Below are 25,761 nucleotides of genomic sequence, written 5' to 3'. Positions count from 1 at the left end.
ACTCTCCTGAATGGGGTCAGGCCTGCGGGCCTGTCGTGTTGAGTTGAAGGGCTTCCTGCTCGATGCGATCCACCAGCTTGGTGACAATGGCTTCGAGCGCAGCCTGTTTCTTGGCCTCGAAGGCCGGGCGCATGAAGGGATGGGCGGCCATCTTGCTGGTGCCGAACTCCACCCAGCGCCAGTAGTAGGCATCGGTCCGGCCGTAGGCCTTCACGTTCTTCTGGCCGACCGATCCGTTCTTGGCCTGGCGGACATAGACCTGTGCCACCTCGCGGGTGCGCGTGCTGTCCGCCGGCACCCGTTTGACGGCAATGGCCCGCTTGAGGGTGCCCGGCGGCGGGTGCCCATCTGCCACCTTCCCGTGGTACTCGGGGGCCTGCTGCCTGGCTTCGTCCCGGATCACGGCTGCGCCGGCATAGACGGCCGCCCGCAGGGCGTTCTTGGCCACCCGCTTGGGCAGGTTTGCCAGCGCCTCGCTCACCGCGGCCAGGCCTTTGATTTCGACGGTCCCCATCACCCGTTCCTCGCCATGGCACGACGGGCCTGCACGCCTGCCTGCAGGGCCAGTTGCTGCACCGTACGCGCATCCACGGGGCCGGAGACGTGGAAGTGCAGGGTCTGGCTGAATCCTTCGGAGCTGGGCTTGTTCTGCGATGCCGGTACGATCTTCTCGCCCGCATGGATCTTGGCAATCATGTCGTGCGGCACGTAATCCGTGCCCACATCGAAGCTCGGCAACAGGGAAGCGAGGTTGGCGAGGAGGCCCGGAGAACCGCCCATGCCGCCCGCGTCGATGTAGTCTTCGGACGTCTTGGCCACGTTGGCCTTGGTGTTCCCCGAGAAGATGTTGCCGATACCAGCCAACCCCGTACCCAGCAGCCCCGAGCCCTGCAGGGACATCGCCAACGGCATGGTGATCTGCTGGCGGATGGCGATCCGGGCCAGATCGGCAATGATCGAATCGGCAAAGCTCTTGAAGTTCAGGCGACCGCTTGTCGTGAAGCTGACCAGTGCATCTTCCATGCTGCTGAAGCTGCGCGTGACGGCGGACTCCACCGCCTTGCCAGCGTCCTGGGCCTCTTTGATGTAAGCCCGGAATGCTCGATTGGCGCCGGCCTCTCCCGTTGTCGAGGCGGCTTCCATGGCGCTGGCTCGCAAGGCGTCGATCTTCGCCAGTTGGTCTGTCAGTCCTTCCGCCTGCAGGCGTTTGACCAGTGCGCTGTTCTGGGCGTCAAACGAGATGGCCGCCGCCGCTTCGGCGTGGCCCTGCATGGACTGGTAACGTGCATCCAGGCCGGCCAGTTGCCGCTCCAATTGCTCATAGGCTTTGGCCTGATCGAAGACGTTTTGCTCCAGCCTGGCGCTGCTGTCCTGCATGGAGCGAGCGCTGCGGTCCTTCACATCGGCCAGCTTGTTCTGGGCTTCCGCCTTCAGGCGCGTGTCGGTGGTGCGGGCCAGGAAGTCCTTCAAGATCTGTTCTTCCTTGGCATAGGCCACTGCCGCGTTGTCCGTGCTCAGCTTGATCGCATTGGCCCGAGCAGAGTAGTAGCCTTCAATGCTCATCAGATCATCCCGGTAGCTGCGCTCCAGCATCGCCGTCCGCTGACCCAGGAGATCCTTCTCGATCTGGATGCGGCGTTCCTGCTCCTTCAGCAGCCCATCGAGAACCTGCCGGCTGGTATCCACGATCTTCTGGTCATCGAGCGGCGAGGCACGGGGCGTGTACTTGAGATCCGGCTTTGCCTGCTCGGCAACCGCGGAGTCCGGAAAGTTGGTGGCGGCCAGGGCAAGCTGGGCCGCCCGCTGGATCTCCACGCTGTAACCGGCGTAGGCCTTGGCCACCGCCGCCGCGTTGTCCGCATAGACGACGGGGCGTTCCTGCTTCTCCCTGAGGAGGTCCTGGAAAGCAATCTGCTTCTGGACGGCCTCGATCTGCTGTTCCACATAGCGAAGCGCCCCCGCCGACATCTCGGGATTGGGCGGATTGACCGTCGACATGATCCTGGTCCGCTGGGCCTGAAGATCGGCCAGGCGCTTCTGGATCTCGTCCATATCCACCTTGGCGCCGCCCAGGAAGCTGCCAATGCCGAAGGTGTTGAGGGCCTTCCAGAAGCCCCCGGCGATCTTCGTCCCATCGTTCATGCGGTCGACGAAGGTGTTGAGCGTTGGCAGTGCGTCCATGGCCAGCGTGCGGTAAAACGTGCTGGTGCCGGCCGTGAGGCGCTGAACGGCTTTTTCGTAGTGATCGGCCGCATAAGCGGCCTCGTCGGTCACCTTGCCGACCATATCCTGGCGCTCGGCAAGCTCCTTCAGGAAGGGCAGCAACTGCGCACCGCTCTTGCCGAAAAGGTCCATAGCCAGGGCCGTTTTGCCGGCGCCATCGCGGTACTCGCTGAGCTTGTCGGCCACGGTCTTGAGGGCGTCAGCCGTATCCTGGGTGCGCAGCTCCTTCGCAGAAAGCCCCAGGGTGCTCAAGGCATGGCCGGCGCCCTTGGCTTCGTCGTCGGCCCCGGACATGGCCTTGGCCATGCGGACCAGGCCGGTTTCCACCGTGCTCATCTCCATGCCCGCCTGCTTGGCGGTGGCACTGAGCGCCGACAAAGCCTGCACACGAGCGCCGGTTTTCTCTGACAGGTCCTTCAGTTCCGCCATGCTGGAAATGGCCTTGTCCATCTGGCTGACGATGGCCGAAACCCCCAGGCCCGCGCCAACACCCAGGGAACCCATTGCGAAGTTGGCCATAGCCGATTTGGCCTTATCGAAAGCCGAAACCAGGTCGTTTCCGACGATGCCGCCGAAGCTGGTCAAGGTCTGCGAGCCTCGCGCGAGCATGGCGTCCACCTGGGCCATGACGTTCAAGTTGTCATTGGAGGCTTTGCCAAACTGCTTGGTGAGATCGGCGGCCCGGTTCAGGGCTGATTCAAAGTTGGCGGTCTCTGCCGAAAGGGAGACGGCCAACGAGCCGAGTGATGCCATAGGTAATACTCCTGAAGGGCGCGATGGAAAGGACAGTCCGCACCTGCGCCCGACGGCGCGGGCTGCTGGTTCAGTCGTCGCCGTCCAGGCTTCCTGTGATGGCGGGCGTGAGGAGATACAAGCGGCTGTAGCCGGCACCGGGTTCGCGGACCTTCACCGGGACGTTCTTGCCGTCGCCGTGCTCAAGCAGGCCCCGCTTGAGCAGTTCCTTGATGACCTGGGCGGGGTCGAATCCGCTGCAGAGTTCGGTCTTGAATACCGTCGGGTAGATCAGGTATTCGAAGATGTGATCGGCTTCGTTGAGACTGGCGGTGTCCTTCGTCGGCCGCTTCCAGCCCGCCCGATTCATCGTCCGCGGCGCGTGGGTGTCGGAGATGCTGGGGCGTCGCCAGTCTTCCAGCCGACCGCCGGCATGAGCCTGAATCCAGGCCTGTACCTGTTCCACCATCTTGCGGGGCTCGCGGTTCTCTTCGCCTCCGAACACATGCAACCAATCGCGGAAAAGGCGGCCGGCGGCGTTGATCGCTTCGCCTTGTGGCCACCCTGTCAGGCCCCATTCCGTGGCCTTCTCGCCGGCATAGGCCACGGCAGCAAAGCGGGTTGCAGCGCGGATGGCTTGGGACCCTGCGTTGCCGGACAAGGCGCGTTTCTCGAAGCTGGTCCGCAGCTGCTCGAACTCGGCGGGCATTGCGGCCCGGTGGTCGAGCACACGGCGGATGAACTCCGGATAGGCCGAGCCATAGTGCTCTTTAGCTTGCTGCTGGAGGTATTCCGAGAAGCGGGCCCCATCGGGCTGGCCGTGTAGTGTCTCCCAGCAGCCGAAACCGGCCTCTGCATCGGCGGGCAGTTCGCAGAACCGCACCTCCTGGCCGGCGTAGGCGCGCTCCTGGTTCTCCTCGAGAAACTGAGTCAGGCCCAGTTCGCCGTTCGACTGGAACAACAGCGAGAATGCCGCCGTTTCCCGAAGGCCTCCGGCTGCCTGGCCGCGGCCCTTGCCCTGGCCACTGGCGAGCATATAGGCGGCTTGGGCCACATCACGGGGGTTGCCGGACTGTTTGAGTTCATCGAGGAGAAGCGGCGCATCGCAGTGGCCGGCGGCCAGCATTTCGACTGCAGTACCTGTCTGCAACCAGCTCTTGCGGAACTCGGGCGAGCCACACAGGCTAGCGGCCGCCAGGAGCAAGCCCGATTTTCCCAGGCTACTGGTTCCCATCCAGTGGAACCCCCCAGCGATGTTGGGGTGGAGCCAGCAGAGGCCGCCGGCAAACGCTGCCGAAATAGCGAAAGCGAGGCGGGAATTCCCAACGGCCAGCGCCGCTACATGGGTACGCCATTGCTCCAGGCTGCCTTCCTGTTTGAACTGAGCGTGACCGCTTCCCACCGCCTGGTGAAGCCAGAGCTCCGCGCCTTCTGTGGCAATGGGGTCACGCTCGCCGCCGACTACAAATGACCAGCGGCCCGACTCGTTCACATCCTTGTGCCAACCGATCCGGCCCGTCACACGAGCACGCGCCGCGGGGCGAGAGCGATTGACATACATCTTCAACAGCCCACCCTTGTTGTCGCCGATGAAGAGACCGTGCCCGCGAAGCAACTTCGCGAGGGCTGCGCCATCGCCTTCCAGCATCTCGTCGGGCACCAGCACGCGGCGGCGGCGGCCGTCGTGATCCTGGAACGTCGCCAGACGGCACCAGCCTTCGCCCTTCGCATCACGCACCAGGTGCGTGATCTCCAGCGGAGCACAGACGAACTGCTCGACCTGCTCCCAGCCCTCACCACGTCGCTCCACCTTCAGGCGATAGACGCCTCGGCCTTCGTTGCCGTCACGCAGTTCGAACAGCTCGCCGCCTTGTGTAGGCGTCTGCACACCGCCGGCTTTGCCCTTGCCTTTGGTGCGGGCACGCTTCGCAGGCTGGGCTACGTCATCTGCTGGTGGTGCCGAGGCTGTCTCCGGGGCACTGGTGGCGCTTTCCACATCGGGGGCATGCGTGGGCACATCGACGGGGGTGTCATCGCCTTGTAGGGCCGGGAGCGCAGCCGCTGCCGCTTCGAGGATGCGGCGCACAGCGGCCGGGCCTTCACCATCGCGAGTGCTAGTCGCCAAGTCGTTAAAGTCGGTCGGGGCCTTGCCAGATTCCTGGTAGCCCACCCAACGCCCTTCCGGGTCGGCAAACTCCGGCATGGCAACGACACCGCCGACCGCCCGGGCCGCCTCATTCGCCCGGATCTGGCCCGCGTTGCGGCATTTGTGCGGCTGGTCGCAGCTCGGGCAGATGTCACCATCGGCCACCCGAACCGGTGCCTCGCAGGCCTGGCAGTGGCCGAAGGCGTCGTTGTCGGCGCACAGGATAATGCGGGCCTGCGGATAGGCCTCCTGCAGGGCGCGGGCAACGGGCTCCAGGCTGCCGGCGTCGAAGGCCACGGCAACCGGCCAGCCGGTTACCTGGTGCAGGCTGGCCGCGGTGGCGTAACCCTCGGCTATGCAAACAGGCTGATCGGGGAGGATCTCGCCGATCAAATGCAGCTTGCCGCGCTTCTCGCCGTGAGGCAGGAAGTCCTTGTCGCGGCCGTCCACCTTGTCGGCATAGATCGCCTGCAGGCTGTGCAGCGTGCCGGAGGGGCTGCGCATGGGCACCAGCAAAGCGTTGGGGATGCGTACCTCGTCCCATACCTCCGGACGGACTTCCGACCACTTGGACCAGGTTCCGACACGCAGCCCATAGGAAGGCACACCCTTGCGGGCGAGGTAGGGGTGATCGTCCGGCGCCGGCTTGGCGCTGTTCCAGATCCCGTTCGCCTTCCGACGGGCTTTGTCGCGCTTGGCCTTGGCTTCGGCTTCCCGTTCGGCGCGCTGGGCCTCCATGCGGGCGCGGTGGGCGGCCTCTTCCTCGGGCGTGAGCTGGCGGCCGACGTCGGCCCGCCAGTTTTCCCACTCAAGGCCATCCTTGAAGTTCTGGAAGCCACCGGCCGGGATGCCGTCCAAGTGCAGCAGATAAGCGCCATCCTTCTTGCCTTTCGGACCGCCGATCAGCTCGCACCGGTACAGCTTGCCGTCGGCGTCGATACGATCCGGCAGGAGCAGACCCCGGACGGCCGCAGCGGCACGGAACTGGGAGAGGATCGAGGCGGTGTCGATCATGTCTTCAGCCTCGCCCACTCAGTTTCTGAGCTACACGGTCACGCCATTTTTCCCAGGTCTCGCCGGGGCGAGAAGGAAGGCCAAGGGCCCGTGCCTTGGCTTCCAAGGCGGAATTGCTGGTCCGCCAGTCATCGCTGGAGATCGAGGGCGCTTCAGGCTCCTGGTGCTGCAGGCGGTCCGCTGCAATCCATACCGCTGCGAGCAGCAGCATCCAGGGGCGCTTGGTGCAGTAGGCCTCGCCGAACACAGGGGCCAACAAGCAACGCGCTTCCTGCAGATCCTTGGCGAAGGACGGTGCGCGAGAGGACTTGGCGGTGCTCATTTCCAAGCCTCCCCGCGGAGTGCTTTGCGAAGATCCCCAACGTTCCAGGCCGTTACGCCCTCGCTGAGACGCCGAGGTGCAGGTATGCGGCCGTTTTTTGACCAACGCCAAGTGGTGGCGGGGGAGATTTGGAACAGTGCCGATGTGACCGGCAAGCGCACATAGGCCGAGTCGGGCAGTGCGTCGAAGTTACGGAGGGCATCGGGAATTGCTATTGCAGCAGGCGCCGGGAGCGCGCTGACGGAGTCAGGGAAAAAGGCCTTGCGGCTGGATGCCTGGGTTTTCATGCCATGTCCTTAGATGGAGAGGCATGGCGCTACCTGCTGATACGCCATGCCTCGGTGGGAGACATGGCGAGATTAGGAATGGGCGTGAAAGCTGTAACGCTGCAAAGGGTTGTAGGAGGGTGGGGTAATGGGTTCTGTCAAACCCCTTGAATCCCGCAGCCACAAAGGGTTTCAGGGGGTTACCCCTTCGATTGCTTTTTGTTCCCCCCTTGACGTGCCCATGTAGGTCTAATGAGCGAGTCAATGGAATCTGCTTTGGCATCCGACGGGACGCGCTCCCTAATCCAGCTGAAGATTTCGTCTCTTTTTGGAGGCCTGCTCGGGTCTGCATCCACCCAAAATTTCCGTATAGCCTCAAACATTACGTCCAACTCACTCGGGGTGTCGTAGCCAGGGACAACCGGCATTTTGCATTCTTGAATGGTAGGTTGAGGCTCAGATAACCGCTGAGCGGGTTCTGGCGCGGGAACGTGCTGGACAACAATTGGTTTTGGCTTCTGTGGTTCTAGTGACTTTACAGCTTCAAGCAACCCTGTTGCTACATCAAACTTTTTGCCCCTGAGAAAACTCAAGATCGTCTTCGGTGGGCTTTCTCGTTTGAGCTGTCCGTGACGAATCGCCCGACTCAGCAAGTCTTCCAATTCATGGAACGAGTCGGTCGAAGTTAAGCCATAACGTTCATTACGAACGGTAGCTGGGTCATGGCCCAGAACGAGAGTCGCTGCTTCATCCAGAGTCCAATACGGCTTGCGAGCCCAACTAAGAAACATTGCCTTCTTCGCTTCAATCCGCCTCCGCTGCTCAGCCGCACTGCGTTCCGCCTCTTGCTGGCGAGTGACAGCAGCAGCAAGAGTCCGCAGTTCCTCTGAGGACTTAGCTTCAAGTTCGTCGCGGTAGGCCCAAGCTGTCCTCGCCGTGCGGCGTGATGCCTCCTCTACCTCTTCGTTTGATGCTCCGACGCGACAGAACTCACGCATACGTTCGATGTCGGTGTTCCTTGCCCATCCCTTCTCCCTGTCGTCCAGCAGGATGTCAATACACTGCTTACGCGCAGTTTTTTCATTCGCTTCCATGTAAGCGTCCCTTCGTACGCCCCTTCAAAATAGGTGCCGCGCCAGCGGGGTGAAGGTCTCCCCGTTTTCGGTTGGCCGACCTAGGCGCGGCGTGCTGCTCGGTTGATCTTCAGGTCATGCGGCATGGCCCCGCAGCGGGACAACCTTGCCCCCAGGTGCGATCCATTCTTTTCCTGACTCGCAGGCGAGTAAGAACGATGCCCACAGTTCCAGTGCTGCGCGGCGCTCCGTCAGGTAATCGTGCTGGTCATACACCGCAACCAGTCCGCCCAGGGAGTGGTTCAGGCAGCGTTCGGCAATCAGCACTGGCACCCCAAGTGCCGCCAGGTGACTGCGGGCGGTACTTCGCAGATCGTGCGGCGTGAAGCGCCGGGATTTGTCTCCGAGGCGGTCGCACAGCTTGTGCAGAATGGCGTTCAGCGCGCGCTGCTCGAAATGCGTTTCCTGGCCATGGGTGAGCAGGCGCCGCTGCTGTCGGGCAGGAAGGACGAAGCGGGAGCCACAGGCCAGCTCCTGGAGTTCTTTGAACCAGCCCACCGCGCACGGTGGCAGTGGGACGGTAAAGCCCTTGCCTGTCTTGCTGTTCTCATCGGGGATGAACCATTCCCCTTTGGACAAATCTACGTGAGTCCATTCGGCACGGGCCAGCTCGCCAACGCGGGCGCAGGTCACGAGTAGCAGCTTTACGGCCAACATGTTTTCGCGGCCGATCGATGGCAGGGCGGGGAAGATCGCCCGCAATTCTGCTTCGGTAAGCATGAGTCGCAGCCGGCGTGGATCTGCCTTGCCGCAGATCGCAGAAACCGAAATGCCAGCGCATGGATTGGTCACCACGACCCGGCGAGCGATACCGTGCTTGAAGATCTCCGACAGAGCGGTGAAGACCAGCTCCGCCACATTTACGGACTTCGCGCCCACGGATTCGATCAGGGCCACGACGTCGGCGCCGGTTACTTCACGGGCCGGAAGACTCCCAAGCTTCGGCAGGATAACGCCTTCGATGTGCTGCCGCCGCTGCTTGACGGTGGTATCCGCCAAGCGGGGAAAGGCCTTCTCCATGTAGTCGCTGGCCAAGGCGCGAAAGTTTTTTGCGCCTGCGCGTTCGATCTTGCCCAGTTGTTTTTCGCGGGCCGGGTCGGCTCCCTGGCTGATTCTCACACGGGCTTCCGCTGCCAGCTGGCGAGCTACGGCCAGCGTGATGTCAGGGTATCGGCCGAGGGTGAGTTCGTGGGCCTTGCCACCAAAGCGATATCGGAGCACCCACGTGCCGCCTCTCTGGCTGGCCTGGTAAGCGCTCATGGTGAAGGTGAGTCCGCCGCTGTCTGCTTTGGCTACCGGTTGCCCGGTCTTGATCCATGCGCGAAGGGCGATGTCGGTTAGATTTCCCAAGGGGCCTATTTCGTAATCTCAATTTGTTAGCTACGCAGATAGCTACACAAATTATAGGCGCTGGGGTGAGGTTTGGTGATTTTAATTGATGCATGAAAACCCAGGTTTTATGCGGCTTTCGCGCCTTTGTGAGACGGCGTGAAGCTACACAAAACGAGGAATTAACTTGCAGGTGGCGATCTTCATGGGGTCTTGAAATCCAGTATTGGCGCGGGTTTGGTGCGCTGGATGCGCTCTTGGCTGCACACCTGGCGACTCACCGCTGATGGGTTTGCCGTGATTGTGCCAGCGACAGGGGCCTTAGCGCTTGCGGATCCATGCCGCGAGGGCGGAGATCACGCGTCTGGACTGTGCAGGCCGAGCCAGGCCACGATGCCGGCAGTGCTGAGGAGCACGCCGACCGTGATGACGCCAGACCAGCCGGCGATGCCGTAGGCCTGGGCGGAGGCGAGCGAGCCGAGCGCGCCGCCGATGAAGTAGCTGGTCATGTAGGCGGCGGTCAGGCGGTTGCGCGCATCCGGACGGATCCGGTAGATCGCGCCCTGGTTGCTCACATGGACGCCCTGGACCGCCAAGTCGAGCAGCAGGACGCCGATCAGCAGGCTCGCCAGGCCGTGCTCGGCGGCCAGGCCCAGCGGCACCCAGGACAGCAGCAGCATGCCGAGCGCCAGCAGGGTCGCGATTTCCCCGCGCCCCGAATCGGCCAGGCGACCGGCGAGCGGGGCGGCGAGGGCGCCGGCCGCCCCGGCAAGGCCGAAGAGGCCGATGGTGGCCGGTGCGTAGCCGAAGGGCTGTGCGCTCAGGAAGAAGGCCATCGAGGTCCACAGCACGCTGAAGTTGGCAAAGGACAAGGCACCCAGCACCGCCCGGCGGCGCAGCACCGCTTCCTCGCGGAAGAGTTGGAGCACTGACAGCAGCAGGCGCGGATAGGGAAGATCCACGCTGTCGCCGCCGCTGGGCAGACGCCGCGCCAGCACGATGGCAATGGCGAGCATGGCCAGGGCGCCGGCGAAATAGACAGTGCGCCAGTCGCCGAGTCCTGCCAGCAGCCCGGCGATCGTGCGGGCGAGCAGAATGCCCAGCAGCAGGCCGCTCATCACCGTGCCGACGATCTTGCCGCGCTGGGCGGGCTCTGCCAGCGCGGCGGCGAGGGGAACCAGGATCTGCGCCACGACAGAACACAGGCCGGCAATGGTGGTGCCGACGAGCAGCATGGTGAGTCCGGGAGCCAGGCCATTGATCAGCAGGCCGCCGGCTGCCAGCAGGCTCATGGCGACGACCAGGCGGCGGCGGTCCACGAGGTCGCCCAGCGGCACGATCAACAGCAGGCCCAGGGCATAGCCGAGCTGGGCGGTCGTGACGATGGTGCCGGCGGTGCCGCTGTCCAGGTGCAGGTCGTCGGCGATGGCGGGCAGCAGGGGCTGCGCGTAGTAGTTACAGGCCACGGCCAGCCCGGTAGCGGCGGCCATGAGGCGCACCAGACCGGGCGTCAGGGCTTGGGTGTGTGGGGGCATTGGGGGCTCTCTTCGGCAGGGTATCCGGGGTGTCTGCCCTGGATCAATTGGAATCAACGTGCGGAGGGCAGTATCGGCAAGGCGGATTGATCATTCCAATGTATTGTTGATATTGGTTTGATCGTGAAAAGAGATTATTGAGATGAACCTGCGGCAGATTGATTTCGTGCTGGCCCTGGCCGAGGAAGGCAATTTCACGCGGGCCGCGGCGCGTTGCCATACCGTCCAGTCGGCCTTCAGTCACCAGGTGGCCCGTCTTGAGGAGGAGTTCGGCTCCCGGCTGTTCGAACGCTCGTCACGGCGGGTCGCCCTGACGGCGGCGGGGCGAATTTTCGTCGCCCATGCCCGCCAGGTGCAGGAGGCAACCCGCCGCCTGCGGGATGAAATGGCCGCGGCGACGGGCGAGATCCGCGGCACCCTGACCGTCGGGACGATCTCGACCCTCACTGTGGCCAATCTGCCGGCCTTGCTGGCCGAATTCCATCGCCGCCATCCCCGCGTCGATATCCGTCTTCACATCGGCATGAGTGATGCGCTGCTCGATGAACTGCGCGGTCAGCAGACCGATGCGGCCTTCATCGGGGTGTGGCCCGGCGAGCCGGTGGCGGGGGTGTCGGCGCGCCTCCTCAGCGAGGAGTGCCTGGTCGCGATCCTGCATCCGGACCATCCGCTGGCCGGGCGCAGCAGCCTGAGCCTGGGGGAACTGGCCGGGCAGACGCTGGTGGATTACCAGGCCGGCACCGGGCCGCGCCAGCAGACCGACGCCGCGTTCCGGGCGGCCGGTATCGAGCGGCGCGTGGCCTTCGAGGTCAACCATGCGGAGCTGCTCGAGCAGATCGTGCGCCAGGGCCTGGCCATTGGCCTGGTGCCCGAACAGTCGGCGCTGGGATACGCGGGGTTGCTCAGGGCCCGCATCGACGAGGCGCCGCAGCGCAAGGTCTACTTCGCCTGGAGCCGCAACCCCACGCCGGCCGCGGCGGCCTTCCAGGCGCTGGTACTGGGGGGCGATGCAGCGCAGGGAAACTGAAGGGTGCCGCGGTCCGGGTCGGGTTACGGCCGCTCAGGCCCCGCTGCGGGCCGTGTACCAGGCCCGTAGCGACTCCTCGGTGGCGCCGTAGGCGAACTCATCGGAGGCTTCGATGCCGGCGTCCTGCAGGCGCTTCTTCGGGCCGTCGCCGACTTTGGCGACGAGCAGGCCGGCGCAGTCGGAGAGGGCGCGGATGATTACCTCGCGCTTGTCCTCGTCGCCGAAGCCGCCCTGGCAATAGTGTTCGACAATGCGCTTTTCGACGAAGCGGATGCCATCTTTGTCGACTTCGTACACATGGAAGTCGTCGGCGTGGCCGAAGTGCAGGTCCACCTGACCATGGCCCTTGGTGGCGACGGCGATCTTGAGAGTGGCGGATTGGGTGGGAGTGTCGGTCATGGAGGCCTCGCTGGATGTCGGTGAGGGCCCCGCGGCGGCGGGGCCGTTACCGGAAAATCAAGCGAGGTCCATGCCAGTCAGGGCTTGCTGACGGGATAGCCGGCTTCGGTCAGCACACTGTTCCAGGCGGCCTCGGCGAACCCGCTTTCCAGCTTCTTGCCCACCAGCAGGCTGGGGGCGAAGGGATCCTTGCCGAAGCGGCTCTTGAAGGCGGTCACGTCGGCCTCCGTTTGCAGCAGGGTTTCCGAGAACGGGATGCCGCGCGTGGTGAGCAGAGCCCGTGCCTTGTCGCAGGCGTCGCCGCAGTCCTTGCCGACGTAGAGGGTCACCGGAAAATCGGCGGCGGCCTTCTTGACGGCGTAGGGTTGCTGGGCGGTGGCGCGGTTGGCCTGCAGCTTGCGCTCGTCGAACTTCTTCACCGACTGGGGCGGCGGCTGGTCGCTGTATTGCACGCGCCCCTTGTCGTCCACCCAGCGATAGGCGCTCTGGGCCGCCGCTGGCAGCGCAGCGGCTAACAGCAACAGGCCGAACAGCCGCCGCGCCGTCATGCCGGCACCATGCCGCTGTGGCGCAGCAGGGCGTCCACCTGCGGTTCGCGGCCACGGAAGGCCTTGAAGGAGTCGAGCGCCGGGCGGCTGCCGCCGACGGCGAGGATCTCGTTCCAGAAGCGTTCGCCGGTCTGGGCGTCGAGCACGCTGCCCTTCGGGCGGCCTTCCTCCTCGAAGGCGGCGAAGGCATCCGCCGACAGCACCTCGGCCCACTTGTAGCTGTAGTAGCCGGCCGCGTAGCCGCCCGCGAAGATGTGGCTGAAGCTGTTGGGGAAGCGGTGCCAGGCCGGCGGCACCAGCACGGCGACTTCCTTGCGTACCTCGGCGAGCAGGTCCAGCACGCTCCGCGTGGCCGGGTCGAAGTCCATGTGGATCTGCAGGTCGAACAGGGAGAACTCCAGCTGGCGCACGGTCTGCATGCCGCTCTGGAAGTTCTTGGCGGCGAGCATCTTGTCGAACAGTTCCTTCGGCAGCGGGGCACCGGTTTCGCTGTGGGCGGTCATTTCGCGGACCACGTCCCACTCCCAGCAGAAGTTCTCCATGAACTGGCTGGGCAGTTCGACGGCATCCCACTCGACGCCGTGGATACCGGACACCGCCAGGTCGTCCACCTTGGTCAGCAGATGGTGCAGGCCGTGGCCGCTCTCATGGAACAGGGTGATCACGTCGTCGTGGCTGAAGGTGGCCGGCTTGCCGCCCACCGGGCCGGGGAAGTTGCACACCAGGTAGGCCACTGGCGTCTCGATGCCGCTGGCGAGACGGCGGCGGGTGATTGCCGAATCCATCCAGGCGCCGCCCTTCTTGGTGTCGCGGGCGTAGAGGTCGAGGTAGAACTGGCCGACCAGCTGGCCGTCGCGCTCGATGCGGAAGAAGCGTACATCCGGATGCCAAACCGGGCCGGTGTCGGGCTTGATGCTGACCTGGTAGAGCTTCTGGACCACGCCGAACAGGCCGTCGAGCACCTTGGGTTCGGGCAGGTATTCCTTCACTTCCTGCTCGGAGAAGGCGTACTGGGCGACGCGCAGCTTCTCGGAGGCATAGCCCACGTCCCACGGTTCGAGTGGGTCGAGGCCCAGCTGGTCCTTGGCGAAGGCCTTCAGTTCGGCCAGGTCGCGTTCGGCGAAGGGCTTGGCCTTGGCGGCCAGTTCGCGCAGGAAGCCCAGGACCTGTTCCGGCGTGTCGGCCATCTTGGGCACCAGCGATACTTCGGCGTAGTTCCTGTAGCCCAGCAGCGCGGCCTCTTCGGCGCGCAGGGCGAGGATCTGCTTGATCAGCGGGCCGTTGTTCCACTCGGCCTTGCTGTAGCCGTTGTCGATCTCGGCGGCGCGGGTCGCGTAGGCGCGGTAGAGGGTTTCGCGCAGGGCCCGGTTGTCGGCATACTGCATGACCGGCAGATAGGACGGCATCTTGAGGCCGAACTTCCAGCCGGCGGTGCCGGCCTTGTCGGCGGCCTCGCGGGCGGCGGCGATGACGTCGTCGGGCAGGCCGGTCAGCTCGGCCTCGTCGGTGACGATGTGGGCGAAGGCGTTGGTGGCGTCGAGCAGGTTCTCGGAGAACTTGGCGCCGAGGCCGGCGAGTTCTTCCTGGATGGCCTGGAAGCGGGGTTTCTGCTCGTCCGGCAGCTCGGCGCCGGACAGGCGGAAGCCGCGCAGCTCGTTGTCGATGATGCGCTGGCGGGCCGGGCTCAGCGTGGCGAACTCGGCGCCGTTCTTGATGGCCTTATACTTCTGGAAGAGTTTGAGGTTCTGCCCCAGTTCGGCATAAAAGCGGGTGACCTCCGGCAGCATCACGTTGTAGGCTTCACGCCATTCGGGGGTGTCCATGACGCTGTGCATGTGGGCGGCAACGCCCCAGGCACGGCCGAGGCGCTCGCCTTCGTTCTCGATGGGTTCGACGAAGTTGGCCCAGGTGGGCGCGGCGGGGTCGTCCTGCAGGCGCTCGACGGTGGCGCGCAGGGCGTCCAGCAGGCTGCGGACGGCGGGCTCCACGTGGGCCGGTTCGATCGCGTCGAAGCGCGGCAGGCCGGAGAGTTCGAGCAGGGGCGAGGTGGCTGGCGTGTTGGTCATGTTCTTCGGGTGATCGGTTGAGTGGTTTTATTGTGCCGAATTCTGCGCGGAGTGTCGCCCTTGGCGACGGGTGCGGAGCGGCCGGGTTGAAGGGGACAAGCTGTGAGCGACAAGGCATTGAATCTGGCGGAGCAGGCTTTCCTGCATACCGTCACCAAGGAGCTGGAGGAGGGGGAGCTGCGCTTCCCGACCTCCATGGAAGTCACGATGCGTGTGCTCGAGGCCCTCGATGTGCCCGACATGGAGGTTTCCAAAATCTCCGCGATGGTGTCGGCCGAGCCCTTGCTGGCGGCGCGTACCGTGGCCCTGGCCAATTCCGTCTGGTACAACCCGGGCGGGCGCCTGGTGACCGATGTGCCGAAGGCGCTGGTGCGCATCGGTTTCGGCAAGCTGCGGGCGCTGGCCATGGCGGTGGCGGCCGAGCAGTTGCTGCATCGGGATCTGCTCGGGCCCTATCAGCCGCTGATCCGCAAGCTGTGGGCTCACAGCGTGGATGTGGCTGCGACGGCCTGCGTGCTGGCGCGGCGATGCACCCGGCTCGATCCGGACGCCGCCTTCTTTGCCGGTATGGTGCATGACATCGGCCAGTTCTTCCTGCTGGCGCGGGTATGGGAATACCCGGAGATGCTCAGTGACGAAAGCCCCCTGTCGGACCTGGTGCGGGTCTGGCATGCGCCGGTCGGGCGGGCGGTGCTGGCGGCGATGAACATGCCGCGGGAGCTGGTGGATGCCGTCGACAATCCCGAGCTTTATGGCGGCTCCTGGCCTCCGGGTACGATTCCGGACCTGATCTTCATCGCCAATCTGGTCGCCGAGACGCGCAATCCCTTCACGCCGGATACGGAAACCGAGAACCTGCGCCATGGTCTGGCCAAGGCCGCCACGCTGGGCCTGGACGAGGCCAAGCTGGCGGAGGTGCTGGAGGAGTCGGCGGAAGAGCGCAAGGCGCTGATCGACATCTTCCACGTCGGCTGACTGGGCTGTAAACGATCCAACCCGCCGTAGCGGGTTGGATGCGGGCATGTGGCTTTGGCCCGTGTGCTCGTTTCAGCAGTGGCCATGGGGCGAAGTCATCGCCCCATGGCCACTGGCCGGCTTACAGCGTGTTACCGGTCAGCTTCTCGTAGGCTTCCACGTACTTGGCCGCGGTGCGGGCGACGACTTCTTCCGGCAGCTTGGGCCCCGGGGCGACCTTGCCCCAGTCGAGGGTTTCCAGGTAATCGCGCACGTACTGCTTGTCGTAGCTCGGCGGGCTGATGCCCTCGGCGTAGCTGTCGGCGGGCCAGAAGCGCGAGGAGTCGGGCGTCAGGGCTTCGTCGATGAGGTGCAGCGTGCCGGCGGCGTCGATGCCGAACTCGAACTTGGTGTCGGCGATGATGATGCCGCGGGTGGCGGCATAGTCGGCGGCCTCGGTGTACAGGCGGATCGCCGCGTCGCGTGCTTCGGCCACCAGTTGGGCGCCGGTCTTGCCGGTGCCCTTGAGGGCGTCGGCGAGCAGCGCGTCAGTGCGGGCCTGGGCCTGTTCGAAGCTGATGTTCTCGTCGTGGTCACCGACGTCGGCCTTGCTGGCCGGCGTGAAGATCGGGAACGGCAGCTTCTGGGCCTGCTTGAGGCCGGCCGGCAGTTCGATGCCGCAGACGGCGCCGGTGTCCTGGTAGTCCTTCCAGCCGGAACCGATCACGTAGCCACGCACGACGGCCTCGATGGGCAGCGGGGTGAGGCGCTTGACGACCAGCGCGCGGCCGCGCACCTGCCCGGCTTCATCGGCGGCGACGACGCTGGCCGGGTCGATGCCGGTGAGCTGGTTGGGGACGATGTGGCCGAGCTTGGCGAACCAGAAGTTGGCCATGGCGGTGAGCACTTCGCCCTTGCGCGGGATCGGATCCGGCAGGATCACGTCGAAGGCCGACAGACGGTCGGAGGTGACGATGAGCAGCTTGTCGGCGTCGATGGCGTAGATGTCGCGCACCTTGCCGCGGCCCAGCAGGGGCAGGCTGCGGATGGAGGATTCGAAGAGCGGAGTGGTCACGGTCTGTCAGGTCCGTTGGACAAAACGCGATTATACCGACGCTGCGGAGGTGAGTAACGCTCACGTTCCGTGGCGCGGATCAGTCACCACCTGTTGGGGCGATTCATTCGCCCCGACGGTGTCAGAGTCCCAGCCCCACGGCCTCCGCTGAATCCTCTACGCGTGGCCTTCGGCGGCGGCCAGGTGCTTGCGCATGCGATGGGTGCCGATGGCGACCAGCGCGGCGATGACCGGGATCGCCACCGCGGTGATGCCTTCCGGCGTCAGCGGCTCGATGTAGTGCTTCACGCCCTTGGCCAGGTATTGCACCAGCTGCGAGGCGTAGTAGGTGATGGCCACCACCGACAGGCCTTCGACGGTTTCCTGCAGGTGCAGCTGAAGCTTGGCGCGGCGGTTCATCTGGGCCAGCAGTTCCTGGTTCTGGCGTTCCAGCTCGACCTCGACGCGGGTGCGCAGCAGCTGGCTGTTGCGCGCCACGCGGCTGGACAGGTCTTCCTGGCGGCGGGCCATCGTCACGCAGGTGTTCATCGCCGGCAGCAAGCGCCGTTCCATGAATTCGTGGAAGGTCGGCAGGCCGCTGATGCGCTGTTCGCGCAGCTCGGCGATGCGCTGCATGACCAGGCTGTGATAGGCCCGCGCGGCGCCGAAGCGGAAGGTGGTGCGGGCCACCGAGTGCTCGATTTCCGCCGCCATGGTGGTCAGGTCGGCCAGCACGCTGCGCTCGTCTTCCGGGTTGCGGGCCGAGCCGGTGCGGTCCATCAGGTCGGCGAGGCGCTGCTCGGCGCCGCCGATCATGCGGCCGACGTCCTTGGCCACCGGGAAGGCCAGCAGGGCCATCAGGCGGTAGGTCTCGATCTCCACCAGGCGCTGCACGGTACGGCCGGCCTGGCGGCGGGTCAGGGACACGTCGATGATCAGGAAGCGCGAGAAGCCTTCCTCGAACAGGAAGTCGGTGAACACCCAGGCGGCACCGTCGGCCACCTTGGCGCCGACCATTTGGTTGCCGGTCGGCGACAGCTTGGCCATCACGCTCTCGGGGGTGATTTCGGTGACGCTGCGCAGTTCAACGTGGGTGGCGACGATCAGCTTGCCGGGCAGGCTGCGCAGCCAGGCTTCCGGCACCACGGCCAGCGCCGAGGTGGGGTGCTCCAGCCCTTCGCCATGGGCAACCGAACGGAAGAAGGTGTAGCTGGAGAACTCGTTGTGCAGTTCCCACTTGAGCTGGAAGGTGCCGAAATCGATCAGGCTGTGGCGGCCGTCGCTGTCGATCGGGCGCTCGAGGAGCTTGCCGAGGGCGAGCAGGTGCTGCAGCGCGGCGTCGGCGGCGGTGTCCCCGTGGTGCATCGCCACATAGCTGATCAGCTGCGGGCTTTCCAGGGGCACCGGCGGCCGGGCGTGGAATTCGTCGTTGAGGGCCTGGCGCTGGTCGTGCTCGATGAAATAGTCGGGCAGGGTCATGGTGGGCGGCTCTGCGGCGCTGTCGGCCGGGCTGGGTCGGGCCGTCATCTTGCCGTTACGGCAGGGGCGCTGGCAAGGGCGGCTGCAGATGCGGCGTGGCGCGGATCACACTGGATGTTGCGGCGCAGCAACGATCAGCGGAACAGACTGGCGACGAACGCGACGACAAGAAGCAGCAGGCCGCCGCCGAGAATCTGCACGCGGCGGCGGAGTGCTTCGGCGGCGCGCACGAGTTCGGCGTTCTGGGCGGCAAGGGCGGCGAGCAGCTCGGCGCTGTCGTGCTGGCGGGCTTCGAGCTCGGCGAGGCGGGCATCGATGGCGCCGAAGCGGGAGTCCGGATCGGTGGTCGCCGGCGCGGCGGGGGCTACCGCTTCATCGGCGTGGTGCTTGCCGACCTTCTGCCACAGCCTGCGGGCGCCCTTGGCGACGGTCGGGGCATGGGCGATCACGTCGGACCAGGGAATTGCGCTGAACAGGGCGGACCAGGGGGCGGCCATCGGGGGCTCCTTTGAAAGGGGGAGAACGGGTTGGCTTGGGGACTTGGGCTTGACGTAGCGCTGGCTGTTGGGCCGGTGAGAGGGCGAACAAGTTCGCCGCGACGGGTCCCCCGGCGTGCGGTGCCATGGAAAACGGGGCCGCGTGGCCCCGTTTCATGACTGCCGGCGAGGACGGGGAGCGGACTCCCCGTGCCTTGCTTAGCGGACGATCTGGTTCAGGTCACCGCTCTTGTAGCGGGCGGCGATCTTGTCCAGGGACACCGGCTTGATCTTGCTGGCATTACCGGCGGTGCCGAAGGCTTCGAAGCGGGCCTTGCAGACCAGCTTGGCGGCTTCGCGGGCCGGCTTGAGGAACTCGCGCGGATCGAATTTGGAGGGGTTCTCGACGAAGAACTTGCGCACCGCGCCGGTCATGGCCAGGCGGATGTCGGTGTCGATGTTGATCTTGCGCACGCCGTACTTGATGCCGCGGACGATTTCCTCGACCGGCACGCCGTAGGTTTCCTTCATGTCGCCGCCGTACTCGCGGATGATCTCCAGCAGTTCCTGCGGCACCGAGGAGGAGCCGTGCATCACCAAGTGGGTGTTGGGGATGCGGGCGTTGATTTCCTTGATGCGCTCGATGGCCAGGATGTCGCCGGTGGGCTTGCGGGTGAACTTGTAGGCGCCATGGCTGGTGCCGATGGCGATGGCCAGCGCGTCCACGTTGGTCTGACGGACGAAGTCTGCGGCCTGGTCGGGGTCGGTCAGCATCTGGGAGTGATCCAGCGTGCCTTCGGCGCCGATGCCGTCTTCTTCACCGGCCTGGCCGGTTTCGAGGGAGCCCAGGCAGCCCAGTTCGCCTTCGACGCTGACGCCGATGGCGTGGGACATCTCGACCACGCGGCGGGTCACGTCCACGTTGTATTCGTAGGAGGAGGGGGTCTTGCCGTCCTCGAGCAGGGAGCCGTCCATCATCACCGACGAGAAGCCGGAGCGGATGGCGCCCTGGCAGACGGCGGCGGACTGGCCGTGGTCCTGGTGCATGACCACCGGGATGTGCGGATAGGCCTCGACGGCGGCGTCGATGAGGTGGCGCAGGAAGGCTTCGCCGGCGTATTTGCGGGCCCCGGCGGAGGCCTGCATGATCACCGGGCTGTCGGTTTCCGCAGCGGCTTCCATGATGGCCTGGACTTGTTCGAGGTTGTTGACGTTGAACGCGGGCAGGCCATAGCTGTTTTCGGCAGCGTGGTCGAGAAGCTGGCGCATGGAAACGAGAGGCATGGTTTTTCTCCGATGGCCGGAAGATTGGCCGGGTAAAGACTATAAAGGCAGGATTCTAGCGTGGCGGCATGCCGCCTGCGCGTCTGGCGGGCCCGGAGTTTACACCGGGATCCATGCTCATGTGCTAAGTGCTTGCTGCGGGCCGGGCCTGGGGGTGTCACCGACGCGCACGATCTTCATCGTGTTGGTGCCTCCGGCGGCGCCGATGGGTTCGCCGATGGTCAGCACGATGAGGTCGCCGTACTGTACGACGCCCTGTTCGAGGAGGATCTGCTCGGCTTCCCACAGCAGCACGTCCCGGTCGGCGTGGACTTGCGACATCAGCAGCGGGTAGACCTCCCGGTAGAGGGTCATCTGGTTGCGGGCCGAGATTTCCGGCGTCAGTGCGTAGATCGGCACGCCGCTGTTCAGGCGGCTCATCCACAGGGCGGTGGAGCCGGTCTGGGTGAGGGAGGCGATGGCCTTCACCTTCAGGTGGTAGGCGGTCCACATGGCGGCCATCGCGATGGACTGGTCGATGCGCGTGAACACCCGGTCGAGGAAGTCCCGGTCCATCGTCACCTCGGCGGATTTCTCGGCCTCGAGGCAGATGCGCGACATGGATTCGACGACCTCCACCGGGAATTTGCCTGAGGCGGTCTCGGCGGACAGCATCACCGCGTCGGTGCCGTCGAGCACCGCGTTGGCCACGTCGGACACTTCGGCGCGGGTCGGCACCGGGCTGTGGATCATCGATTCCATCATCTGCGTGGCGGTGATGGCGAGTTTGTGCTTCTCGCGGGCCAGCCGGATCATGCGTTTCTGCAGCGCCGGCACGGCGGCGTCGCCCACTTCGACGGCCAGGTCGCCGCGGGCCACCATGATGCCGTCGCTGGCATCGAGGATCTCTTCCAGGTTGGCAACCGCCTCGGTGCGCTCGATCTTGGCGATCAGTACCGCGCTGCTGCCGGCGGCGCGCAGCAGCTGGCGGGCCATGTACATGTCGGCCGCGCCCTTGGGGAAGGAGATTGCGACGAAGTCCACGCCAATCAGTGCGGCGGTCTTGATGTCTTCCATGTCCTTGGCGGTCAGCGCCGGGGCGGTGAGGCCGCCGCCCTGGCGGTTGATGCCCTTGTTGTTGGACAGTTCGCCGCCGACCTTGACCTTGGTGTGGATCTCGTGGCCGAGCACGCGCTCCACACTGAGCTTGAGGCGGCCGTCGTCGAGCAGCAGCACGTCGCCGGGCTTCACGTCGCGGGGCAGGTTCTTGTAGTCGAGGCCGACCCGGTGGGCATTGCCGAGCTCGCACTGGGCGTCGAGGATGAAGGCGGCGTCCTTCTGCAGCGTGATCCGGCCTTCCTCGAACTTGCCGACGCGGATCTTCGGCCCCTGCATGTCGGCCAGGATGCCGACCGGACGGCCGACCAGCTGGGACACTTCGCGGACCTGGCGGGCGCGGGCGATGTGATCGTCCGCCGTGCCGTGGGAGAAGTTCAGGCGCACTACGTCCACGCCCGACTGCACGAGGCGTTCGAGCACGCTGAGGTCGGAAGAGGCGGGGCCGAGGGTGGCGACGATCTTGGTGTGGCGGGACATGGGGTCTCCAGATATGGGCGCAACGGACGGCGAGGATTCTAGAAGCAGGTCCGGCCGCAAGTAAATCGCGGCGCGCTCAGGGCGTGTCGGCCGATGCCGTGGTCCCGTCGCGGCCGCCCAGCTTGCTGCGGTACATGGCGGCGTCGGCGTTGCGGGTCAGGGTTTCCAGGTCCTGGCCGTGGTCGGGGTACAGCGCGATGCCGATGCTCACCGACACGGAGCAGGACTGGCCGTCCAGCTCGAAGGGGGCGCCGATCGAGCGGCGGATCTTGTCGGCAACTGCAAAGGCTTCGTCAATGCCGTGGATGTCATGCAGCAGGGCCAGGAACTCGTCGCCGCCCTGGCGGGCGAGCAGATCGCTGGCGCGCAGGCAGTGGCGCATGCGGCGTGCCGTTTCCTGCAGCAGCGCGTCGCCGGCAGCGTGGCCGAGGCTGTCATTGACCGCCTTGAAGTGATCCAGGTCGAGGAAGAGCAGCGCGAAGCGCGTCCGGTGGCGGTGGGCGATCAGCAGGCTGTTGTTCATCTGCTCCATGAACATGGCCCGGTTGGCCAGGCCGGTCAGCGGGTCGTGGGTGGCCAGGTAGCGGATGCGTTCCTCGGCGGCCTTGCGCTCGGAAATGTCGGTGATAGTCAGGATGGCGCCCTGCAGTATTCCGGCCTCATCCATGTGCGGGGCGTGGGTGACGATGACGGTGATCAGCCGTCCGTCGGCGTTGTGCAGCTGTTCTTCCCGTGCGACGGCCTCACCGTGCCGCAGGTGTTCGATGAGGGCCTGGCTGCGGCTGGCGTCCGCGGTGGGCCACGTGCTGTCGAAGCGGCGGCCGAGCAATTCCGTTTCCGGGAAGCCTAGGAGCTTGAGGAGGCGAGGGTTCAGGTAGGTGAAGCACAGTTGGGCGTCGAGCGCGGCGATGCCGTCCTCGGACAGATTGACCAGCGTGCTGTAGCGGACTTCGCTGCGGCGCAGGGAGGCGCTGATGCGGACCAGTTCGACCGCCCGCTGGCGGGCCGCGCAGAAGGAGACGGTCAGCAGCACGAACAGGCCGGTGACCAGAATGATGGTCGCCTGCTCCAGGCGCCATTCGGAGGGCATTGCGGCGAGTTCGGGTGTGCTGTTGAAAACCAGTGTCCATACCCGGTTATCCATTTCTAGCGTGCTGCGGCTGCGTCGTGCCCCCTGCTCCGGCAGTGTGGGGTGGCTGTCGAAAAGCAGTGCCGACGGTGTCGGGTCATGGCCGTCGTAGATGCGCAGGTGCACGCGGGGGGCGGCATCCCCGAGGGTACCGGTGATCAGGTCGTTCATGCGGAAGGGACTGTAAACCCAGCCCATGAAGGCGGCTTCCCGCTGGGCCGGGGTAGTCAGCGTCGAGTCGCGCCGGAAGACCGGTAGATAGAGCAGGACGCCGGCCTGGATGTCGGTCGCGGTTTCCTGTACCAGCCTGACTTTGCCAGTCAGGGTTGGTGTCCCCAGTTCGCGCGCGCGCGCCATGGCGGTGTGGCGCACAGGCTCTGCGTACATGTCGAAGCCGAAGGCCCGCTGGTTGCGCCAGTCGAAGGGCTCCAGATAGAGGACGGCGGTGTATTCGGCACGTGGCCCCGGCGGGCCCAACTGATAGTCCACGAAGCCCTGATCATGCATCTCCCGCTCGTGGCGGCTTACCTCGGTGGCCGGTACGGGTACGGCAAACCCGACCCCCTGGATGCCGGGATAGTCTTCCGGCAGGCGCAGGGCATCCACATATTGTCGCCATTCCTCGCGTGTCACCTCGCGGGAGGCTGCGAACAGGGCCCGGGCGCCGCGCAGCACCTGCCGATAGGCCTTGAAGCGCTCGTCGATCTTCAGGGCGATTTCGCTCGTTTCGGCATTGAAGGCCCGCTGTTGCGTTTCCTGATGGCCGGTTTCGATGCGCTGCCACGCGATGCCGCCAGCGACCGTGCCCAGGATGAGCGCGATCAGCGTGGGGATGATTATCGCGGGCTGCAGGTAGCGCAGCATCCTGTCCTCTTCAACGACGTGCGGGCATTTGCCATCATGCCGGAAATCCCCGACCCCGACGGCATTCGCCGGGTAGGGCGAGGTATTTTCTTCCACGCGTGCACACGTGTGTTTTTGTTGGGGTGAGATAATCGAAACGACTCGTCGAGCATCCACTGCTCCGCCGTTGCGGCAGGTGCCGCAAGAGCTTGAGTTTGTCATAATCCCGGCTGAATAGTTTATCCAAGGACATCCATGATTCTCGTAACCGGCGGCGCCGGCTTCATCGGCGCCAACTTCGTACTGGACTGGCTTGCAACGCGTGACGAGCCGGTCGTCAATCTGGACGCCCTGACCTATGCGGGCAACCGGGAGAACCTGGCCTCCCTGGCGGGCGACGCCCGGCACGTGTTCGTGCACGGCGACATCTGCGACCGCGCCCTGATCGACCGCCTGCTGGCCGAACACCAGCCCCGCGCCATCGTCCACTTTGCCGCCGAAAGCCACGTGGACCGCAGCATCCACGGCCCGGGCGAGTTCATGCGCACCAACGTCGAAGGCACCTTCACCCTCCTCGAAGCCGCCCGTGCCTACTGGCAGGGCCTCGAAGGCGAGGCCAAGGCCGCCTTCCGCTTCCACCACGTGAGCACCGACGAGGTCTATGGTTCCCTCGGCCCGAACGATCCGGCCTTCACCGAAACCAAGACCTACGAACCGAACAGCCCGTACTCCGCCAGCAAGGCCGCCTCCGACCACCTCGTGCGCGCCTGGCACCACACCTACGGCCTGCCGGTCACCACCAGCAACTGCTCCAACAACTACGGGCCATACCACTTCCCCGAGAAGCTCATCCCGCTGATCATCGCCAACGCCCTGGCCGGCAAGCCGCTGCCCGTCTATGGCGACGGCCAGCAGATCCGCGACTGGCTGTACGTCACCGACCACTGCAGCGCCATCCGCGCCATCCTCGACGCCGGCACCCCCGGCGAGGTCTACAACGTCGGCGGCTGGAACGAGAAACCCAACATCGACATCGTCAAGACCCTCTGCGCGCTGCTCGACGAACTCCAGCCCGACCCCGCCGGCAGCTACAGCCGCCTGATCACCTACGTCGCCGACCGCCCCGGCCACGACCGCCGCTACGCCATCGACGCCCGCAAGATCGAACGCGAACTCGGCTGGCGCCCGGCCGAGACCTTCGAGACCGGCATCCGCAAAACGGTGGAGTGGTACCTCGCGCACCAGGACTGGGTCGCCCACGTGCAAAGCGGCGCCTACCGCGAGTGGCTCGAAAAGAACTACACCGCCCGCTGAAAGGACGCCCCCGATGAAGATCCTCCTCTTCGGCAAGAACGGCCAGGTCGGCTGGGAACTGCAGCGCAGCCTCGCCCCCTTGGGTGAGGTCATCGCCCTCGACCACGACGGCGCGCCGGGCCTCTCCGGCAACTTCGCCGACCCCGACAGTCTCGCCGCCACCGTCGACGCCGTCGCCCCCGACCTGATCGTCAACGCCGCCGCCCACACCGCCGTCGACAAGGCCGAAAGCGAACCCGACTTCGCCCGTGCGCTCAACGCCCTCGCGCCGGGCGTCCTCGCCCGCGAAGCGGCAAGGCAGGGTGCGCTGCTGGTCCATTACTCCACCGACTACGTCTTCGACGGCAGCGGTGATGCCCCGCGCACGGAAGAAGCGCCCACCGGCCCCTTGTCCGTGTATGGCCGCACCAAGCTCGAAGGCGAAGACCTCATCCGCCAGAGCGGCTGCCGCCACCTCATCTTCCGTACCAGCTGGGTGTACGCCGCCCGCGGCGGCAACTTCGCCAAGACCATGCTCCGGCTTGCCGCCGAACGCGATGCGCTTACCGTCATCGACGACCAGCACGGCGCCCCCACCGGCGCCGAGCTCCTCGCCGACGTCACCGCCCACGCCGCCCGCGCCACCCTCGCCAACCCGGACCTCGGTGGCCTCTACCACCTCGTCGCCGGTGGCGAGACCACCTGGCACGCCTACGCCTGCCACGTCATCGAATTCGCCCGCGCCCGCGGCATCCCGCTCAAGGTCGCGCTGGACGCGATCCGCCCGGTGCCCACCACGGCCTTCCCGACCCCCGCCGCCCGCCCGGCCAACTCCCGCCTCGACACCCGCAAGCTGCAGGCCGCCTTCGGCCTCACCGTGCCCGCGTGGCAGCAGGGCGTCGAACGCATGCTCACCGAAATCCTCCCGAACTGA

At 65.6% G+C, this 25,761-nt stretch carries 20 protein-coding genes; 4 read left to right on the top strand and 16 right to left on the bottom strand.

Going from position 1 to position 25,761, the window contains the following annotated elements; translation table 11 throughout:
- Positions 1 to 16 precede the first annotated feature (16 nt).
- The 7 genes from AC3QL2_RS06880 to AC3QL2_RS06850 all read right to left on the bottom strand — a co-directional run bounded on the left by AC3QL2_RS06880 (position 17) and on the right by AC3QL2_RS06850 (position 10,700).
- Positions 17 to 514: an HK97-gp10 family putative phage morphogenesis protein gene (locus AC3QL2_RS06880; RefSeq protein WP_493235661.1), complete on the bottom strand. Its 498-nt coding sequence runs from the start codon at positions 512 to 514 to the stop codon at positions 17 to 19.
- Entirely contained in the window at positions 514 to 3,114 is a 2,601-nt protein-coding gene (locus AC3QL2_RS06875) for a phage tail tape measure C-terminal domain-containing protein (RefSeq protein ID WP_493235662.1), read from the bottom strand. The genes AC3QL2_RS06880 and AC3QL2_RS06875 overlap by 1 nt, the downstream gene beginning before the upstream one ends.
- Positions 3,047 to 6,115 (bottom strand): DUF927 domain-containing protein, encoded by a 3,069-nt coding sequence (locus tag AC3QL2_RS06870; RefSeq protein ID WP_493235663.1) that lies wholly within the window; start codon positions 6,113 to 6,115, stop codon positions 3,047 to 3,049. The genes AC3QL2_RS06875 and AC3QL2_RS06870 overlap by 68 nt, the downstream gene beginning before the upstream one ends.
- A 4-nt stretch (positions 6,116 to 6,119) precedes the next feature.
- A complete protein-coding gene (locus AC3QL2_RS06865; RefSeq protein ID WP_493235664.1) occupies positions 6,120 to 6,437 on the bottom strand; it encodes a hypothetical protein in 318 nt (105 codons plus the stop codon).
- 466 nt (positions 6,438 to 6,903) lie between these two features.
- On the bottom strand, positions 6,904 to 7,797 hold the full coding sequence (locus AC3QL2_RS06860) for a hypothetical protein (RefSeq protein WP_493235665.1): 894 nt from the start codon (positions 7,795 to 7,797) through the stop codon (positions 6,904 to 6,906).
- Between the two features lie 114 nt (positions 7,798 to 7,911).
- Entirely contained in the window at positions 7,912 to 9,186 is a 1,275-nt protein-coding gene (locus AC3QL2_RS06855) for a tyrosine-type recombinase/integrase (RefSeq protein ID WP_493235666.1), read from the bottom strand.
- 335 nt (positions 9,187 to 9,521) lie between these two features.
- Positions 9,522 to 10,700 (bottom strand): MFS transporter, encoded by a 1,179-nt coding sequence (locus AC3QL2_RS06850; protein ID WP_493235668.1) that lies wholly within the window; start codon positions 10,698 to 10,700, stop codon positions 9,522 to 9,524.
- A gap of 142 nt (positions 10,701 to 10,842) precedes the next feature.
- Between AC3QL2_RS06850 and AC3QL2_RS06845 the strand changes: the two genes are divergently transcribed.
- Positions 10,843 to 11,727: a LysR family transcriptional regulator gene (locus AC3QL2_RS06845; RefSeq protein ID WP_493235669.1), complete on the top strand. Its 885-nt coding sequence runs from the start codon at positions 10,843 to 10,845 to the stop codon at positions 11,725 to 11,727.
- A 33-nt stretch (positions 11,728 to 11,760) separates the two neighbouring features.
- Here AC3QL2_RS06845 and AC3QL2_RS06840 read toward each other — a convergent pair whose 3' ends face one another.
- The 3 genes from AC3QL2_RS06840 to AC3QL2_RS06830 all read right to left on the bottom strand — a co-directional run bounded on the left by AC3QL2_RS06840 (position 11,761) and on the right by AC3QL2_RS06830 (position 14,740).
- Positions 11,761 to 12,126 (bottom strand): NifB/NifX family molybdenum-iron cluster-binding protein, encoded by a 366-nt coding sequence (locus AC3QL2_RS06840; protein WP_481115734.1) that lies wholly within the window; start codon positions 12,124 to 12,126, stop codon positions 11,761 to 11,763.
- 77 nt (positions 12,127 to 12,203) lie between these two features.
- Positions 12,204 to 12,674: a DUF4124 domain-containing protein gene (locus AC3QL2_RS06835; protein WP_493235670.1), complete on the bottom strand. Its 471-nt coding sequence runs from the start codon at positions 12,672 to 12,674 to the stop codon at positions 12,204 to 12,206.
- Complete coding sequence (locus tag AC3QL2_RS06830; protein ID WP_493235671.1) at positions 12,671 to 14,740, bottom strand: M3 family metallopeptidase; 2,070 nt, start codon at positions 14,738 to 14,740, stop codon at positions 12,671 to 12,673. Before AC3QL2_RS06830 ends, AC3QL2_RS06835 begins: the two co-directional genes overlap by 4 nt.
- 102 nt (positions 14,741 to 14,842) lie before the next feature.
- Between AC3QL2_RS06830 and AC3QL2_RS06825 the strand changes: the two genes are divergently transcribed.
- A complete protein-coding gene (locus AC3QL2_RS06825; RefSeq protein ID WP_493235672.1) occupies positions 14,843 to 15,715 on the top strand; it encodes an HDOD domain-containing protein in 873 nt (290 codons plus the stop codon).
- A gap of 121 nt (positions 15,716 to 15,836) precedes the next feature.
- Here the strand turns inward: AC3QL2_RS06825 and AC3QL2_RS06820 are convergent, their stop codons facing one another.
- The 6 genes from AC3QL2_RS06820 to AC3QL2_RS06795 form a co-directional block, all read right to left on the bottom strand.
- Positions 15,837 to 16,769, bottom strand: coding sequence for a phosphoribosylaminoimidazolesuccinocarboxamide synthase (locus tag AC3QL2_RS06820; protein ID WP_493235673.1), 933 nt, complete (start codon positions 16,767 to 16,769; stop codon positions 15,837 to 15,839).
- Positions 16,770 to 16,925: 156 nt separating this feature from the next.
- Positions 16,926 to 18,227 (bottom strand): DUF3422 family protein, encoded by a 1,302-nt coding sequence (locus tag AC3QL2_RS06815; RefSeq protein ID WP_493235682.1) that lies wholly within the window; start codon positions 18,225 to 18,227, stop codon positions 16,926 to 16,928.
- Positions 18,228 to 18,361: 134 nt separating this feature from the next.
- Entirely contained in the window at positions 18,362 to 18,724 is a 363-nt protein-coding gene (locus AC3QL2_RS06810) for a hypothetical protein (protein WP_493235674.1), read from the bottom strand.
- Between the two features lie 198 nt (positions 18,725 to 18,922).
- Complete coding sequence (fba, locus tag AC3QL2_RS06805; protein WP_493235675.1) at positions 18,923 to 19,987, bottom strand: class II fructose-bisphosphate aldolase; 1,065 nt, start codon at positions 19,985 to 19,987, stop codon at positions 18,923 to 18,925.
- Between the two features lie 117 nt (positions 19,988 to 20,104).
- Positions 20,105 to 21,562 carry a pyruvate kinase gene (gene pyk / locus AC3QL2_RS06800; RefSeq protein WP_493235677.1) on the bottom strand — a complete coding sequence of 486 codons (1,458 nt, stop codon included), beginning with the start codon at positions 21,560 to 21,562 and terminating at the stop codon, positions 20,105 to 20,107.
- A 76-nt stretch (positions 21,563 to 21,638) separates the two neighbouring features.
- The gene (locus AC3QL2_RS06795; RefSeq protein WP_493235678.1) at positions 21,639 to 23,651 is read right to left on the bottom strand and encodes a CHASE domain-containing protein; all 2,013 of its coding nucleotides are present in this window, start codon (positions 23,649 to 23,651) and stop codon (positions 21,639 to 21,641) included.
- A 138-nt stretch (positions 23,652 to 23,789) separates the two neighbouring features.
- Here AC3QL2_RS06795 and rfbB point away from each other — a divergent pair, with 138 nt between their 5' ends.
- Both rfbB and rfbD read left to right on the top strand, forming a co-directional pair.
- On the top strand, positions 23,790 to 24,848 hold the full coding sequence (gene rfbB / locus AC3QL2_RS06790; protein WP_493240369.1) for a dTDP-glucose 4,6-dehydratase: 1,059 nt from the start codon (positions 23,790 to 23,792) through the stop codon (positions 24,846 to 24,848).
- 13 nt (positions 24,849 to 24,861) lie between these two features.
- On the top strand, positions 24,862 to 25,761 hold the full coding sequence (gene rfbD, locus AC3QL2_RS06785) for a dTDP-4-dehydrorhamnose reductase (RefSeq protein WP_493236440.1): 900 nt from the start codon (positions 24,862 to 24,864) through the stop codon (positions 25,759 to 25,761).

The organism is Zoogloea sp. GW822-FHT05C07 (assembly GCF_058800215.1).
Note: the sequence above shows the minus strand (reverse complement) of the source record. Positions and strands in the feature narration are given on the sequence as shown.

Bases quoted from the DNA above. Each gene is read 5' to 3' on its own strand.
- AC3QL2_RS06880 (WP_493235661.1), bottom strand. From the start codon at position 514: ATGGGGACCGTCGAAATCAAAGGCCTGGCCGCGGTGAGCGAGGCGCTG.
- AC3QL2_RS06870 (WP_493235663.1), bottom strand. From the start codon at position 6,115: ATGATCGACACCGCCTCGATCCTCTCCCAGTTCCGTGCCGCTGCGGCC.
- AC3QL2_RS06865 (WP_493235664.1), bottom strand. From the start codon at position 6,437: ATGAGCACCGCCAAGTCCTCTCGCGCACCGTCCTTCGCCAAGGATCTG.
- AC3QL2_RS06860 (WP_493235665.1), bottom strand. From the start codon at position 7,797: ATGGAAGCGAATGAAAAAACTGCGCGTAAGCAGTGTATTGACATCCTG.
- AC3QL2_RS06850 (WP_493235668.1), bottom strand. From the start codon at position 10,700: ATGCCCCCACACACCCAAGCCCTGACGCCCGGTCTGGTGCGCCTCATG.
- AC3QL2_RS06845 (WP_493235669.1), top strand. From the start codon at position 10,843: ATGAACCTGCGGCAGATTGATTTCGTGCTGGCCCTGGCCGAGGAAGGC.
- AC3QL2_RS06840 (WP_481115734.1), bottom strand. From the start codon at position 12,126: ATGACCGACACTCCCACCCAATCCGCCACTCTCAAGATCGCCGTCGCC.
- AC3QL2_RS06835 (WP_493235670.1), bottom strand. From the start codon at position 12,674: ATGACGGCGCGGCGGCTGTTCGGCCTGTTGCTGTTAGCCGCTGCGCTG.
- AC3QL2_RS06830 (WP_493235671.1), bottom strand. From the start codon at position 14,740: ATGACCAACACGCCAGCCACCTCGCCCCTGCTCGAACTCTCCGGCCTG.
- AC3QL2_RS06815 (WP_493235682.1), bottom strand. From the start codon at position 18,227: ATGACCCTGCCCGACTATTTCATCGAGCACGACCAGCGCCAGGCCCTC.
- AC3QL2_RS06810 (WP_493235674.1), bottom strand. From the start codon at position 18,724: ATGGCCGCCCCCTGGTCCGCCCTGTTCAGCGCAATTCCCTGGTCCGAC.
- fba (WP_493235675.1), bottom strand. From the start codon at position 19,987: ATGCCTCTCGTTTCCATGCGCCAGCTTCTCGACCACGCTGCCGAAAAC.
- pyk (WP_493235677.1), bottom strand. From the start codon at position 21,562: ATGTCCCGCCACACCAAGATCGTCGCCACCCTCGGCCCCGCCTCTTCC.
- rfbB (WP_493240369.1), top strand. From the start codon at position 23,790: ATGATTCTCGTAACCGGCGGCGCCGGCTTCATCGGCGCCAACTTCGTA.
- rfbD (WP_493236440.1), top strand. From the start codon at position 24,862: ATGAAGATCCTCCTCTTCGGCAAGAACGGCCAGGTCGGCTGGGAACTG.